General features: G+C 69.3%; 14 protein-coding genes and 1 pseudogene. 2 read left to right on the top strand and 13 right to left on the bottom strand.

The window, feature by feature from the left end; translation table 11 throughout:
- Window positions 1-54: 54 nt before the first annotated feature.
- The 3 genes from paaZ to HWX58_RS13150 are packed head-to-tail and all read right to left on the bottom strand — an operon-like array spanning window position 55 to window position 3676.
- A complete protein-coding gene (paaZ, locus tag HWX58_RS13160; protein WP_175988472.1) occupies window positions 55-2097 on the bottom strand; it encodes a phenylacetic acid degradation bifunctional protein PaaZ in 2043 nt (680 codons plus the stop codon).
- Complete coding sequence (locus HWX58_RS13155; RefSeq protein WP_284690610.1) at window positions 2082-2921, bottom strand: 3-hydroxyacyl-CoA dehydrogenase family protein; 840 nt, start codon at window positions 2919-2921, stop codon at window positions 2082-2084. Before HWX58_RS13155 ends, paaZ begins: the two co-directional genes overlap by 16 nt.
- Window positions 2918-3676, bottom strand: coding sequence for an enoyl-CoA hydratase/isomerase family protein (locus HWX58_RS13150; protein ID WP_175988470.1), 759 nt, complete (start codon window positions 3674-3676; stop codon window positions 2918-2920). Before HWX58_RS13150 ends, HWX58_RS13155 begins: the two co-directional genes overlap by 4 nt.
- Window positions 3677-3795: 119 nt before the next feature.
- Between HWX58_RS13150 and HWX58_RS13145 the strand changes: the two genes are divergently transcribed.
- A complete protein-coding gene (locus HWX58_RS13145) occupies window positions 3796-4404 on the top strand; it encodes a TetR/AcrR family transcriptional regulator (protein WP_175988560.1) in 609 nt (202 codons plus the stop codon).
- A gap of 110 nt (window positions 4405-4514) precedes the next feature.
- Here HWX58_RS13145 and HWX58_RS13140 read toward each other — a convergent pair whose 3' ends face one another.
- From HWX58_RS13140 to HWX58_RS13100, 10 genes and pseudogenes are all read right to left on the bottom strand, one after another.
- Window positions 4515-5102, bottom strand: coding sequence for a nitroreductase family protein (locus tag HWX58_RS13140; protein WP_175988468.1), 588 nt, complete (start codon window positions 5100-5102; stop codon window positions 4515-4517).
- 119 nt (window positions 5103-5221) lie between these two features.
- Window positions 5222-6316 (bottom strand): ABC transporter permease, encoded by a 1095-nt coding sequence (locus HWX58_RS13135; RefSeq protein ID WP_175988466.1) that lies wholly within the window; start codon window positions 6314-6316, stop codon window positions 5222-5224.
- The gene (locus tag HWX58_RS13130; RefSeq protein ID WP_175988464.1) at window positions 6313-7206 is read right to left on the bottom strand and encodes an ABC transporter ATP-binding protein; all 894 of its coding nucleotides are present in this window, start codon (window positions 7204-7206) and stop codon (window positions 6313-6315) included. Before HWX58_RS13130 ends, HWX58_RS13135 begins: the two co-directional genes overlap by 4 nt.
- Before the next feature lie 77 nt (window positions 7207-7283).
- A complete protein-coding gene (locus HWX58_RS13125) occupies window positions 7284-8456 on the bottom strand; it encodes a benzoate/H(+) symporter BenE family transporter (RefSeq protein WP_175988462.1) in 1173 nt (390 codons plus the stop codon).
- Window positions 8457-8607: 151 nt separating this feature from the next.
- Window positions 8608-9018 carry a type II toxin-antitoxin system VapC family toxin gene (locus HWX58_RS13120; protein WP_175988460.1) on the bottom strand — a complete coding sequence of 137 codons (411 nt, stop codon included), beginning with the start codon at window positions 9016-9018 and terminating at the stop codon, window positions 8608-8610.
- A gap of 1 nt (window position 9019) precedes the next feature.
- Window positions 9020-9268, bottom strand: coding sequence for an AbrB/MazE/SpoVT family DNA-binding domain-containing protein (locus HWX58_RS13115; protein WP_175988458.1), 249 nt, complete (start codon window positions 9266-9268; stop codon window positions 9020-9022).
- A gap of 79 nt (window positions 9269-9347) precedes the next feature.
- Window positions 9348-10020: pseudogene (locus HWX58_RS15205) on the bottom strand (response regulator).
- A complete protein-coding gene (locus HWX58_RS15200) occupies window positions 10017-11276 on the bottom strand; it encodes a sensor histidine kinase (RefSeq protein WP_250646248.1) in 1260 nt (419 codons plus the stop codon). Before HWX58_RS15200 ends, HWX58_RS15205 begins: the two are co-directional and overlap by 4 nt.
- Before the next feature lie 90 nt (window positions 11277-11366).
- Window positions 11367-12212, bottom strand: coding sequence for an exodeoxyribonuclease III (locus HWX58_RS13105; protein WP_175988456.1), 846 nt, complete (start codon window positions 12210-12212; stop codon window positions 11367-11369).
- Window positions 12213-12259: 47 nt separating this feature from the next.
- Window positions 12260-12796, bottom strand: a complete 537-nt coding sequence (locus tag HWX58_RS13100) for a YbhB/YbcL family Raf kinase inhibitor-like protein (RefSeq protein ID WP_175988454.1) — start codon at window positions 12794-12796, stop codon at window positions 12260-12262.
- A gap of 60 nt (window positions 12797-12856) precedes the next feature.
- Here HWX58_RS13100 and pyrE point away from each other — a divergent pair, with 60 nt between their 5' ends.
- Window positions 12857-13414, top strand: a complete 558-nt coding sequence (gene pyrE / locus HWX58_RS13095) for an orotate phosphoribosyltransferase (RefSeq protein ID WP_175988452.1) — start codon at window positions 12857-12859, stop codon at window positions 13412-13414.
- Window positions 13415-13483 lie beyond the last annotated feature (69 nt).

Here is a 13483-nt window from a genome sequence, read left to right as displayed (position 1 = left end):
GCCGAAACCGAATCGCACCGAAACGTGTGTGCTACGTATTCGGCAGGACGTCGCCTACTCCTTCGCGACCAGCGTCAGCACGTCGTACGTGGCAACCGTTTCGTCGTCCTGGTTGCGGATCACGGCATCCCACCGCACCTCCCCGTACTCGTCCGTCTCGCGGGGCGTGATCTGCTTGGCCGTCAGTTCGACCCGGATGCTGTCTCCCGGCGACACCGGAGTGATGAAGCGCAGGTTCTCGAGCCCGTAGTTCGCAAGCACCGGGCCGGGTTCCGGGTCGACGAAGAGCCCCGCCGCCCACGACACGAGCAGGTAGCCGTGCGCGACCCGTCCGGGGAAGACCGGGTTCGCGGCAGATGCCTCCTCGTCCATGTGCGCGTAGAACGTGTCGCCGGTGAAGTGCGCGAACGTCTCGATGTCCTCGAGCGTCACCTCGCGGGTGCGCGATGCGATCCGATCGCCGATCCGCAGCTGCGCGAGCGACTTCCGGAACGGGTGGATGCCGTCCTCACGCGCCCCAGCACCTGCATGCCACTGGCCGGTGATCGCCGTCAGCATCTCGGGCGAGCCCTGCACGGCCGTCCTCTGCATGTGATGCAGCACAGCCCGGATGCCGCCGAGCTCCTCGCCGCCGCCGGCGCGGCCAGGTCCGCCGTGCACGAGACCCGGCATCGGCGAACCGTGCCCGGTCGACGAGCGCGCGTCGTCGCGATCGAGGAAGAGCACGCGCCCGTTCCACGGCGCCACCCCGGCCATGATCGCGGTGGCGAACGCCGGGTCGTGGGTCGCGACGCTCGTCACGAGCGAGCCGCCGCCGCGGGCGACGATGTCGGATGCCTCTGCCACAGTGTCGTACGTGATCAGCGACGACACCGGGCCGAATGCCTCCACCGTGTGGACGGCGTCGCCGTCCGCGTCGTCGAAGCGCAGCAGCACCGGGTCGACGAACGCTCCGTCGCCCACCGGTGCGTCAGACGAACCGATCACGATTCGCCCTCCGCCTGCGACAAGCGCCTGCACCTGTCGCAGCACCTCATCGCGCTGCTCCAGCGACACGAGCGGACCCATCGTCACGCCCTCCTCGCGCGGATCGCCCACGACCGTTTTCTCATCGAGACGCGCCCGCACCGCTTCGATCACGGCATCCGCCTGACCGGTCGGGACGATCGCCCGGCGGATCGCCGTGCACTTCTGCCCGGCCTTCGTCATCATCTCGACGACGAGCTGGCGGACGTACGCGTCGAACTCCGGTGTGCCCGCGACCGCGTCCGGCCCCAGGACCGAGGCGTTGATCGAGTCGGTCTCGGCTGTGAAGCGCACGCCGGCCGGCGTGCGCTCGCGCAGCGAGGCGGCGGTCGATGCGCTTCCGGTGAATCCGACGACGTCGCCCAGACGCAGCTCGTCGAACAAAGAAGGCACGCTCCCGCTGACGAGTTGCAGCGAACCTGCCGGGAGCAGGCCCGACTCGACGAGGATCCGCACCATCGCCTCGGTGAGATACCCGGTCGGCGTCGCCGGCTTGATCAGCGACGGCATCCCGGCGAGGAACGCCGGCGCGAACTTCTCGAGCGGACCCCAGACGGGGAAGTTGAAGGCGTTGATCTGCACCGCGACGCCCCGCAGACGCGTGTACACGTGACGACCGAGGAAGCTGCCGTCCTTCGACAGCGGCTCGACCGGTCCGTCGACGTACACGTGCGCGTTCGGCAGTTCACGGCGGCCCTTGCCGGAGTACGCGAAGAGCACGCCGATGCCGCCGTCGATGTCGACCCACGAGTCCGCCTTGGTCGCACCGGTGCGCGCAGACAGCGCGTACAGCTCGTCCTTGCGCTCTGTCAGCGCGATCGCGAACTGCTTCAGCAGCAGTGCCCGCTGATGGAACGTCAGTTCGCCGAGCGACGGCTGACCGACGGTGCGCGCGTGCTCGACAGCCGCAGCGAGGTCGAGCCCGGCGGTGCTCACCCGCACGATCTCCTCGCCCGTCGAAGCATCCCGCACGACCGTCGCCTGCGCGTCCGCCGAAGGCTGCCACCACGCATCGCGCACGTAACTCGGCAGGATCGCGGTCTCCGTCGCCACGGTCATGGTGTCTCCCATTCGTAGAATCCTTCGCCGCTCTTGCGGCCGAGCTTTCCCTCGGCGACGAGGCGCCGCAGCAGATCCGGAGGAGCGAAGCGGTCGCCCAGCTCGGCCTGCAGCTCCTCGGCGATGCCGAGCCGCACGTCGAGCCCGACGATGTCGGTCGTGCGCAGCGGACCCATCGGATGCCGGTAGCCGAGCTCCATCGCGCGGTCGATGTCCTCCGCCGACGCGACGCCGGCCTCCAGCATCCTGATCGCCTCGAGCGCGAGCGCGACGCCGAGCCGGCTCGACGCGAAACCGGGGGAGTCGCGGACGACGATCGGCGTCTTGCCGATCATCTCTATCCACCCGCGGCCCGCATCCACGAGTGAGGGATCTGCCGCCGACCCGACCACGATCTCGACGAGTGCCGACGCCGGGACCGGATTGAAGAAGTGCAGGCCGAGGAACCGCTCGGGGCTGGTGAGAGCGGAAGCCAGTGCATCGATCGAGATCGATGACGTGTTCGACGCCAGCACGGCCTCGGGCGCCACCGCCTCCATGCGCCGAAGAGCATCTGTCTTGAGCGCACGGTCCTCCGGCACGGCTTCGATCGCGAGCTCGCATCCGGCGAATGCGGCGAGGTCGATGCCGACCGCGAGGGCGCTCTCCAACACCCGCGCATTCGCGGACGTCGCCCCGCGCTCGACCGAACGCGCGATGCTGTCGCGGATGCGGGCGGTCGCAGCATCCGCTGACGCGTCATCGCGCTCGACGACGACGACGTCGCATCCGGCGAGGAGGAAGGCGTGCGCGATGCCGGCGCCCATCCGTCCACCGCCGAGGACCCCGACCTTCACCGGCGCCCCTTCCGCTCGAGGAACTCGGTCATGCGCCGCATCTTCTCCGGGCTCTCGAACAACTCGGCCTGCAGGTCGCCGTCGATCGCGGGGTGCGCGTCGCGCGGCGCATGCAGTGCGGTCTTCGTGTGCCGGACGGCGAGGGGGTCGGCAGCGGCGATGCGGTCGGCGATCGCGTGCGCGGCATCCATCAGCTCCTCCGGGGAGTGGATGCTCGAGATGAGGCCTGCAGCGCGTGCCTCGTCCGCGTCGAGCGAGCGACCCGTCAGCAGCATCTCGGAAGCGAGTCCCTCGCCGACGATCTCGCGCAGGCGCCAGGTGGCGCCGGCCGCCGCCATGATTCCGAGGTTCGGCTCGGGATTTCCGATCCGCAGACGCGTCGTGGCGATCCGGATGTCGGCCGCGTACGCGAGTTCGGCGCCGCCGCCGAGGGCGTAGCCGTCGAGGGCGGCGATCACGGGCATGGGCAGGTCGTGGATGCGGATGAACGCCATGGCGTTGATGCCGCGATGCGCATCCTCCGCGCGCCGGGCTCGCAGCTGGGCGATGTCGGCTCCTGCGGCGAAGTCTTCGCCGGCTCCCGTGAGGATCAGGGTGCGCGGGGCTGCCTCGAGTTCGGCGCACAGCACGTGCAGCGCGTCGATCATCTCGCGGTCGATCGCGTTGCGCTTGTCGGGACGGTTCAAACGCGCGACGACGCGGTCAGTGCGGTGTTCGATGAGCAGGGGGTCGCCGGTGGGCGGGACCTGGTCCATCGGACCTCCTGACGTCGTCGTCGGCTCGTCGGTATTTTCTGACCGTTCGTTCAGTAATAGGGTATGACATGGACGCCCACCGCGGCAATCAGGATGCCGACGCCGACGCGCGTGCCAGGATGGATGCCGTGCCAGCCCCCGATCAGACACCGGTCCGCCGAGGCCGCCCCGGCTACGACCGGGACCGAATGCTCGAGATCGCGGTCCAGGTGTTCATCGAGCAGGGCTACGACGCGACATCGGTGGCGTCGCTGGCCGAGCGGCTCGGGCTGTCGAAGTCGGCGTTGTACCACCACTTCTCCTCGAAGGAGGAGCTGCTCGAGGTCGCGCTGGACGAGGCGCTCGGCGGTCTCGAAGGCGTGCTGGCGGATGCCGAAGGCGGATCCGCCCGCGAGCGGCTCGAGCACGTGCTGCACGGCGCCGTGCTCGTTCTCGTCGACAAGATCGCCTACGTGACGCTGCTGCTGCGGGTGCGGGGCAACAGCGAGGTCGAGCGCGCGGCGCTGGAGCGCAGGCGCGCCTTCGACCGTCGCGTCACGGCGCTCGTGCGCGCAGCGCAGGACGAGGGGACGGTGCGCAGCGACATCGATCCCTCGGTCGCCACCCGACTGCTGTTCGGCATGGTCAACTCGATCGTCGAGTGGTACCGGCCGAGCGGCGGCGAGGGTGGCGCGGAGTTGGCAAGCGACGTGCTCGCGGTGGCGTTGGACGGGTTGAGGGCCCGGTAAGGAGCCGATCCGCCCTCCCGGAATCAGGACCTGCGTCCGAGATCAGGAGGAATCTGCAGAATCGTCCTGATGCGGGGGTGTTCTCCTGATCTCGGACCGGGATGCGAGCCTTACGCCGAGGCGATGACCGTCTCGGCCAGCGGACGGCGGACGCGAGGCGCAGCCTCACGCTGCTGAAGCTTCTCCGACAGTGCCGTGGCATCGCCGAGCTCGCCGAGGGCGATCACCGAGACCGGGGTGAAGCGGTCCTCGACACCGGGCAGGGCCTGCAGCGCATCGCGCTCGACACCGCCCATCTGATGCACGAACAGACCATCGGCGTGCGCCTGCACCGAGAGGTGTGCGACGGCCTGGCCCAGGTCGTACTGCGCCCACGGGTGCGGGTTGCCGTCGGCATCCGCTTCCTCGGCGAAAGCGGCGATCAGCACCTGCGCAGCGCCCGCCCACTCGCGGTTGAAGCCCATGAGAGCACCCTCGATCGCGGCGTGCAGATCGGTGCCGCGTCGAGCGACGACGAACCGCCACGGCTGCGTGTTGCTGGCCGACGGCGCCCACCGTGCCGCCTCGAGAGCGGCCATCAGCTTGTCCTCGTCGATCGGCGACGACGGGTCGAACGCGCGCGGACTCCACCGCGCGGCGAGGACGTCGAGGACGGGGACGGAGGTGGATGCGGTGCGCTCGAGAGTGGACGTGCTCATGGGTGCCTTTCGGGGTCGAAGCCTGTGCCGACCCCGTCGTCCGCGTTCAGCAGTCTAGAACGCATCTATGCGGGCACATATTTCCCTGTCATGCGGCGACATGATCGTCCTCGCATCCCTCAGCCGCGCAGCGCCTCGCGGAACTTCACCCGCGCCCCCATCTTCAGCAGCGAGTTCTCATAGATCTTGGCGCCGAGCGCGATGACGACGACGCACGCGACGAGCATGATCACCAGCGACAGCAGCGGCTCCCACCACTCGGCCTCGTTGAAGAACAGGCGGATCGGCATCCCGACCGGCGCCGAGAACGGCACGTACGAGAGCACCGTCATCACGACCGGATTGTCGCCGAAGAAGATCACGAGGAAGTACGGGATCATCGTCAGATACATCACCGGGGTCATCGTGGCGCCGACGTCCTCCTGGCGCGACACCATCGACCCCGCCGCCGCGAACATCGCCGCGAGCAGGATGAACCCGAACAGGAAGAACACGGCGAACCAGACGACCGGGCCGCCGAGGCCGGCGAGGATCTCGGTCTGCCCGGTGACGATGAGCCCGACCGTTCCGACCGCTACGAGCAGCAGGATCTGCGAGATCGCGAGGATCGTGTTGCCGATCACCTTTCCGGCCAGCAGCACCCGTGCGGGGATGCTCGAGAGCAGGATCTCGATGACGCGGGTCTGCTTCTCCTCCACGACGCTCGTCGCGATCGGAGTCCCGAACATCATCGCGGCCATCATGAACACCAGCCCGAAGGCGATGCCGAGCAGATAGCGCAGCGGGCCGGGAGCGGCATCGGGGCTGAGCAGTTCGACCTCGGGCGTCACCGACAGCGCCATCAGAAGTTCCTGCGGAGCCTCCTCGTCGGCGATGATGACGATCCCGGTCGCAGACGACGCGTCGTCGACGACGGCCGCATCGACCTCGCCGGACTCGACGAGGGCCGCCGCGGCATCCCGATCGCCGACCTCGGTCACGTCGTACCCGCCGAGATCCTCCAGGGCGGATGCCGCCCCGGCCGTGGCCGCGACCGGCGTCGACGACGGATTGGCCGACGAGACGCCCGCCCAGATCACGCCCGCCAGGACGATCAGCAGCAGAATGCCGGTGGAGATGAGATAGGCCTTGCTGCGCAGCTTCGTGCTCAGCTCGCGCTCGGCGACGAGCCAGATGCCCTGGGCGCTGGAGACGGCGGCAGGAGACGCGTTCACTGGATGACCTCCTTGAAGATCTGGGCGAGGGTGGGATGCTGCGGGCCGAACCGGCTGACGTCGCCGTCCTGCATGGCCCGGCGCAGAACGCGCTGCGCGATCGCGGGGTGCTCGGCGTCGAACACGGCGCTGCCGCCCTCGAAGTCGACGACGCTGACGCCGGGCTCATCGCGCAGCCAGCCGACGTCGCCCGTGCCGCTGAGCTCCCATCGGGGAGCTGCGAACTGCTCGCGCAGCTCGTCGCGGGCGCCGGCCGCACGGATCGTGCCGCCGGCGATGATGACGAGGTCGTCGCACAGCCGCTCGACGACGTCGAGCTGGTGCGACGAGAACAGCACCGACACCCCGCGCGACGCGCGCTCCTGCAGCACCCCCGCGACGGTCTCGACGGCGATCGGGTCCAGACCCGAGAACGGCTCGTCGAGGATGAGCACCTCCGGTTCGTGGACGAGGGATGCCGCGATCTGGGCGCGCTGCTGGTTGCCCAGCGACAACGTCTCGATGTTGTCGTTCAGCCGCTCCTCGAGCCCGAGCTCGCCGAGCAGGGCGGTCGCCTTGGCGGTGGCATCCGCCTTGGAGAGTCCGTGCAGCCGCGCGAAGTACACGATCTGCTCGAGCACCTTCATCTTCGGGTACAGGCCGCGCTCCTCGGGCATGTAGCCGAACTGGCGGCGGATGTCGCCGGTGAGCTCCGAGCCGCCGAGGGTGACGCTGCCGCCGTCCGCGACGAGCAGGCCGAGGATGATCCGCATCGTCGTCGTCTTGCCGGCGCCGTTGCCGCCGACGAAGCCGGTGAGCTGGCCGGCGCGTACGGGGAAGGAGATGTCGTCGAGCACGCGCCGTGAGCCGTAGCTCTTCGTGACGCCCTGCAGCTGGAGGGTTCCTGTCATGCCTCCACGCTAGGGACCGGACCGCCGTGGCGGCATCCCCCCTGCGGCGGATATCGCAGGTCACCCCAGGGGCGGACTCAGCGTCGGAAGGTCAGCACCGCGCGCACGGCGAGTCCGGCGACGAGGGCCCAGAACGCTGCGCTGATGCCGGCGAAGGACACTCCGGATGCCGCGATGAGGAAGGCGACGATCGCCGGCATCCGCTCGCTCGGGTCGGCGACGGCCTGGTGCACCGCGGAGCCGAGCGCGGCGAACAGCGCCACTCCGGCGACGGCGGGGATCACGGCGGCGGGCGCGAGTGCGACCAGCGCCGCGAACGCCGCAGCGCACGGGCCCAGTACGAGGTACGAGACACCCGTCGACACCCCGGCCACCCAGCGGCGCTTCGGATCGGGGTCGGCGTCGGGAGCTGCGGCGAGCGCCGCACTGATCGCGGCGAGGTTGATGCCGTGGCCGCCCGCCGGGGCGCCCAGAGCCGTGCCGATGCCGGTCACGAACATCGCCGGCCGCCACGGCACCTCGTATCCGAAGCTGCGCATGATCGCGACGCCCGGCACGTTCTGCGACGCCATCGTGACCACGAACAGCGGCAGGGCGATCCCCACGACAGCCCCGATCGTGAAGGTCGGCGCAGTCAGCTCCAGGCGCGGCACGAGCAGACCGGCGTCCACCGCGGCGCCGCTGCGGACCGTGTCGACTCCCACGACGATCGCCGCGGCGACGAACGCCAGCGGCACCGCCCACCGCGGGGCGAACCGAGCGACGACCAGCCAGGTGAGCAGCACCGGCAGCACTCCCCACGGGTTCTCCGCGATGCCCAGGATCGGCGCGAGACACAGCGGCAGGAGCACGCCCGCGAGCATCGCCTGGGCTATGGATGCCGGAATCTGTGCGATCAGGCGGCCGAAGCCGGGCCATAGTCCCGCGAGAATCGTGAGGGCGGCTACCAGCAGGAATGCCCCGATGGCCGCCGGCCACCCGCCATCGACGACACCCGTCGCTGCGAGCAGCGCGGCTCCCGGCGTCGACCAGGCGACTGTGATCGGCATCCGATACCGCCATGCGAGCGCGATGCACGACAGGCCCATCGTGATGCTCAGGGCGAGCAGACCGCTGGCGGCTTCGCCCGGCGATGCGCCGACCGCGGAGAGCCCGGTGAGCACCACGGCGAACGAACTGGTGAACCCGACGAGCGCCGTGACGACCCCGGCCATGATCGGCCGGGACACCGGTGCGGGCATCTCGCTCATAGGCCGAGCGTATCGGGCCGGTTCAGGGACTTCGTATCCAGAGGAATAGTGCCGGGGACAGGTTCGACTCGTCGCCTCCGGCTGCTCGCTCACCCCGCTTCGTCTCGCTCCGCTCGCTCAACGACCCGCCAGAGCTCTCTTCGCGGGTCATTCATTCCAGCAGTCGCCAGCCCAGACGTTCGGATGCCGTGCGGTCGAACGTCACCGTCTCGGTCGCGCCGAACTGCTCCATCGTGACCTGGATCAGGGCGTCCGCGAAGTCCGCGCCCTCCTCGGCGAGGTGAAGCGCTCGCACGACGCCCTCGCCGTCGTCGAACTCGAGGGTGTCGCTCTCGATCAGACGTCGGATGACCCCGAGACAAGCCGGCTTGTCGAATCGGCGCCCGCGCGCGAGCACCCAGTACACCTCGGCCAACGTGACGAACGTGATGAAACCCGGGGAGTCCTTGGTGAGGCTCGAGAGCGCCTGCTGGGCAAGTGGCGTCTGCTCATCGTGATCCTGCAGCACCGCCCGCAGGATCACGTTCGTATCGATGCCGGTCAGTGATCCGTATGGGAACACCTCAGCCCTCCATCCCGCGCATGCCGCTCTCCGCGCCCCCCTCGGCAATCGCGTCATTGATCTCTTCGATCGTCATGGCCGGCACGCCGGGCTGGTGAAGCATGCCGAAGAGATCCTGGATCTTCCCGGTGCGCGGTACCACGTTGTACTGCCCGTTCGGCAGCTTCACGAACATCACCTTCGATCCGGGGACGAGCCCCAGGTCTTCTCGCACGTCCTTGGGCACGGTGATCTGCCCCTTGCTCGTCATCGTTGCAGTGGACACGGCCTTCTCCGATTCCTTGCGTTTCGGAATCGATCTTACCGGGGAGTCATCCGAAAGGAAGTGGCTACGCCAGCCCACCCCGCAGGGCCAGCACCACCGCCTGCACCCGGTTCGCGCGCGCCGAGCTTGTGCAGGATGCGCGAGACGTGCGTCTTCACGGTCGCCTCGCCGATGAACAGCCGTGCGGCGATCTCGGCGTTGCTCATCGCCTCGGCCATGAGCGCGAGCACCTCGGCCTCACGATCGGTGAACGGCTCGGCGAGCTCGACAGGCGCGGATGCCGGCGTCGCCTGACCCTCGCGTGGCGACGAGGCGTAGCGTTGAACGACACGACGCGTCACTTCCGGCGCCAGCATCCCGTCGCCCGCCGCCAGCACGCGGACGGCTGAGACGAGGTCCTCCGGACTGCTGTTCTTCAACAGGAAACCGCTTGCGCCGGCGTCCAGCGCGCTGAACAGGTAGTCGTCCCGATCGAACGTCGTCACGATCGCGATCGACGCGTGCACCTCAGGATCGGCGACGATGCGGCGGGTGGCTTCGATGCCGTCCATGTCGGGCATCTGCACATCCATGCTGACGACGTCAGGTCTGAGGGCGGATGCCTGCGCCACCGCCTCGGCGCCTGTCGCGGCCTCGCCGACCACCGTGATGTCCGGCTGGCTGTCGAGGATGGTCCGGAACCCGGCCCGCAGCATCGCGTGATCGTCGACGAGCAGCACGCGGATCGGGTCGCTCACGAGATCGCTCCCGTCAGAGCCGGTGCGGTGAGCGGCACCTGCACACGCACCCGCCAGCCGCCCCGCTCGCGCGGCGCCGACTCGATCACGCCGCCGGAGGCGAGGGCGCGCTCGCGCATGCCGAGCTGCCCCAACCCTGGTCGCGGTGTGAGCACCCGGCGACCGGTGTTGACGATCTCGAGCTCGACCTCGCGCTCGGTGTAACGCAGGCGCACATCCGCGGTGGCGGCGGGGCCGGCGTGGCGGCGCGCGTTCGTGAGCGACTCCTGCGCGATCCGGTACAGGCTCACCTGCACGACCGACGGCACGGGGCGCTCCTCGCCGACCGTGGTGAACGCGGTCGGTAGCCCGGCGGCGGAGGATGCCGCGGCGAGCTCGGGCAGGTCCGAGAGTCCGACCGTCGACGGGGCGTCGTCTGCTTCGGTATCCGACGAGCGCAGCGTCTCGAGCAGGTGCCGCAGCTCGCCGATCGCCTCGCGCGCCGAGGTCTCGATGCCGCCGAGCAGCTCCTTCGACTTCTGCGGGTCCTGATCGATGACCATGCGCGCGGCGCCCGCCTGCACGCCCATCACCGACACGTGGTGAGCGACGACGTCGTGCAGCTCGCGTGCGATTCGCACCCGCTCGAGCGCGACGGCCTGCGCGGCGGTCACCTCCCGCTCGCGCTCCAGGTCGGCCGTGCGTTGTTCGAGCGCCTGACGCTGCATGGCGGAGCGCCAGGCGTGCTCGCCGAAGAAGTACGCGCCGGCGAAGTACAGCACGTTGATCAGCAGGTTCAGAAGCATGAACGCGAGGTAGGGCGACATGGCGCCGGCGATCACGTCCTCCTCGCGGGCGGTGTCGATCGCGTCGCGGTACATCGTGATCAGGAGCCACGCGAACATCCCGACGATGATCGCGAGGCGCACGATCATCGCGGCGCGGCGGTTCGCCATCCATGCCCCCACTGTGTACAGGGCGATGAACACGGCGATGTTGCCGGCGTAGATCTCTGGCAGATGGAGGGTGACCGAGACGAAGTACGCCACGGAGACGAGGATCGCGACGGGTGCCGGCCACACGCGCCGGAATGCCAGTGGTGCGGACACCACCGCGAGGTAGATCAGGGCCTGCCACAGCGGAGCCTGGTCGTCGCCGTAGATCTCGGAGATCGCCGACAGGGCTGCGCTGATGACACCGGCGACGAACACGACGACGGCCAGCAGTGCGTCGGCCTGACGCTGGCGCGGCGTCAGTGCGCGGGATGATGCGGACATGTCTCAACGGTACGGGGGAGGGGATGCCGCGGCATCCGCCCTGCGAGGGATTCTGCGGCCCGTGCGCACCGGCACGATGGCAGCTGAGCGTCAGGCGAAGATCATCGGCATGTCGTCGTCGTCCTCGGCAGCGCCGAAGGCGAGGTCGACGACCACCGGGACGTGGTCGCTGGGCTGCTCGCCCTTGCGCTCGTTGCGATGGATGGATGCTCCGGTCACGGCGTCCGCCAGCGCACGCGAACCCAGGATGAAGTCGATGCGGATGCCCTCGTTGCGCGGGAACTTCAGGCGCTGGTAGTCCCAGTACGTGAATCCCTCGGGCAGGAGGGGGCGGACGACATCGGTGACGCCGGCATCCTTCAGTGCGAAGAACGCCTCCCGCTCCTGCGGTGAGACGTGCGTCGAGACGCCCTCGACGATGTCGGGGTCGCCGTTGTCCTCCGGGAAGGGGATGATGTTGAAGTCTCCGACGAGCGCGAGCGGCAGATCGGGCTTCGCCTGCAACTCGGCGGCCGTTGCCTTGCGCAGCTCGTCGAGCCAGTGCAGCTTGTACGCGTAGTGCGGGTCGTCGAGTGAGCGGCCGTTGGGCACGTACAGGCTCCACACCTTCATGCCGTCGATCGTCGCGCCCAGCGCGCGCGCCTCGAGCGGAGCATCCGGGCCCTCGTGGCCCTTCGCGAAGCCCGGCATCCCCGCGAACGAAGTTTCGACATCGGTGATCGGCAGGCGGCTGGCGATCGCGACGCCGTTCCACTGGTTCAGACCGTGCGCCTCGACGTGGTACCCGGCCGCCTCGAACGGCTCATAGGGGAACTGCTCCGGCTTGCACTTGATCTCCTGCAGTGCGAGCACGTCGATGTCTTCGCGGACGGCGAAGTCGACGGCGCGCGAGACGCGGGTGCGAATCGAGTTGATGTTCCAGGTGGCCAGACGCATGGCATCCAGCCTACGGGCGGGGTCGGACGTTCGACGCCCACCCAGCCTCAGCGCTCCGCGGGATCCGCCGTCCCCATCAGCACGCCGCGCGCGAGCGTGTGGAAGTGGCGGTTGAACCCGAGCGTCGCCGGCGTCTCATCGCCGTCCAGGTCGAGCTTGTCGACGTCGAGGGCGTCGACGACGAAGAAGTAGCGGTGGACGCCGGTGCCCTCCGGCGGTGCCGCTCCGATGTACTGCTTCAGGCGGGCCTCGTTCGGCAGGACCTTCGCCCCGGCGGGCAATGCGGCGACGGCACCGGTGCCGCTGGGCAGCACGGTCGTGTCGGCCGGCAGATCGAACGCGGCCCAGTGCCAGAACCCGGATCCGGTCGGAGCATCCGGGTCGAAGCACGACACGGCGAAGCTCTTGGTGCCCTCCGGCGCCTGCGACCACTGCAGGCCGGGCGAGCGGTCTTCGCCGCCGCGACCGGCCGACCAGGCGAACAACGGCAAGGGGCCGCCGGCCTCGAAGTCGGGGCTGGTCAGCTCGAGGGGCGCGAAGTCGCGGAGCGTGGCCAGTTCGGCATAGGGGTCGTACGAGAACATGGATCTCCTCCCGTTGTGGGTCCATCGCCACGATAGCGTCACCGCCATACACTGGATGCCGTGACTCTCGAAGCCGACCGCCAATCCCTGCTCGCTCTGATCAAGGATGAGGCGGTGTTCCACGGCGACTTCACCCTCTCGAGCGGCAAGAAGGCGACGTACTACGTCGACATGCGCAAGCTCACCCTCGACCATCGCGCAGCTCCCGCGATCGGCCGGATCATGCTCGACCTCATCGGCGACCTCGACGTCGTCGCCGTCGGCGGTCTCACCCTCGGTGCCGACCCGATCGCGAACTCCGTCATGCACGCGTCGGTGCAGACCGACCGCCCCCTCGACGCCTTCGTCGTGCGCAAGGAGCCCAAGGACCACGGCCGCGGCCGCCAGATCGAGGGCGCGGATGTCGCAGGCAAGCGCGTCATCGTGCTCGAGGACACGTCGACGACCGGGCAGTCCGCGCTCAAGGCCGTCGAGGCCCTGCGCCGCGAGGGAGCCGAGGTGGTCGCCGTCGCAGTCATCGTCGATCGCAAGACCGGTGCCCAGGCGGCGATCGAGGCCGAGGGGCTGCAGTGGCTGGCCGCCTTCGACCTCGATGACCTCGGACTCGACCCGCAGTGACCGAGAAGCAGGTCGCGCTCGCGATCGACGTCGGCGGCACGAAGCTTGAAGGCGCTCTCGGCACCTCTG

The organism is Microbacterium tenebrionis (genome assembly GCF_903645325.1).
GTDB classification, from domain to species: domain Bacteria; phylum Actinomycetota; class Actinomycetes; order Actinomycetales; family Microbacteriaceae; genus Microbacterium; species Microbacterium tenebrionis.
The sequence above is the reverse complement of the archived record's forward strand: the minus strand, read 5'-3'. Positions and strand labels throughout refer to the sequence as shown.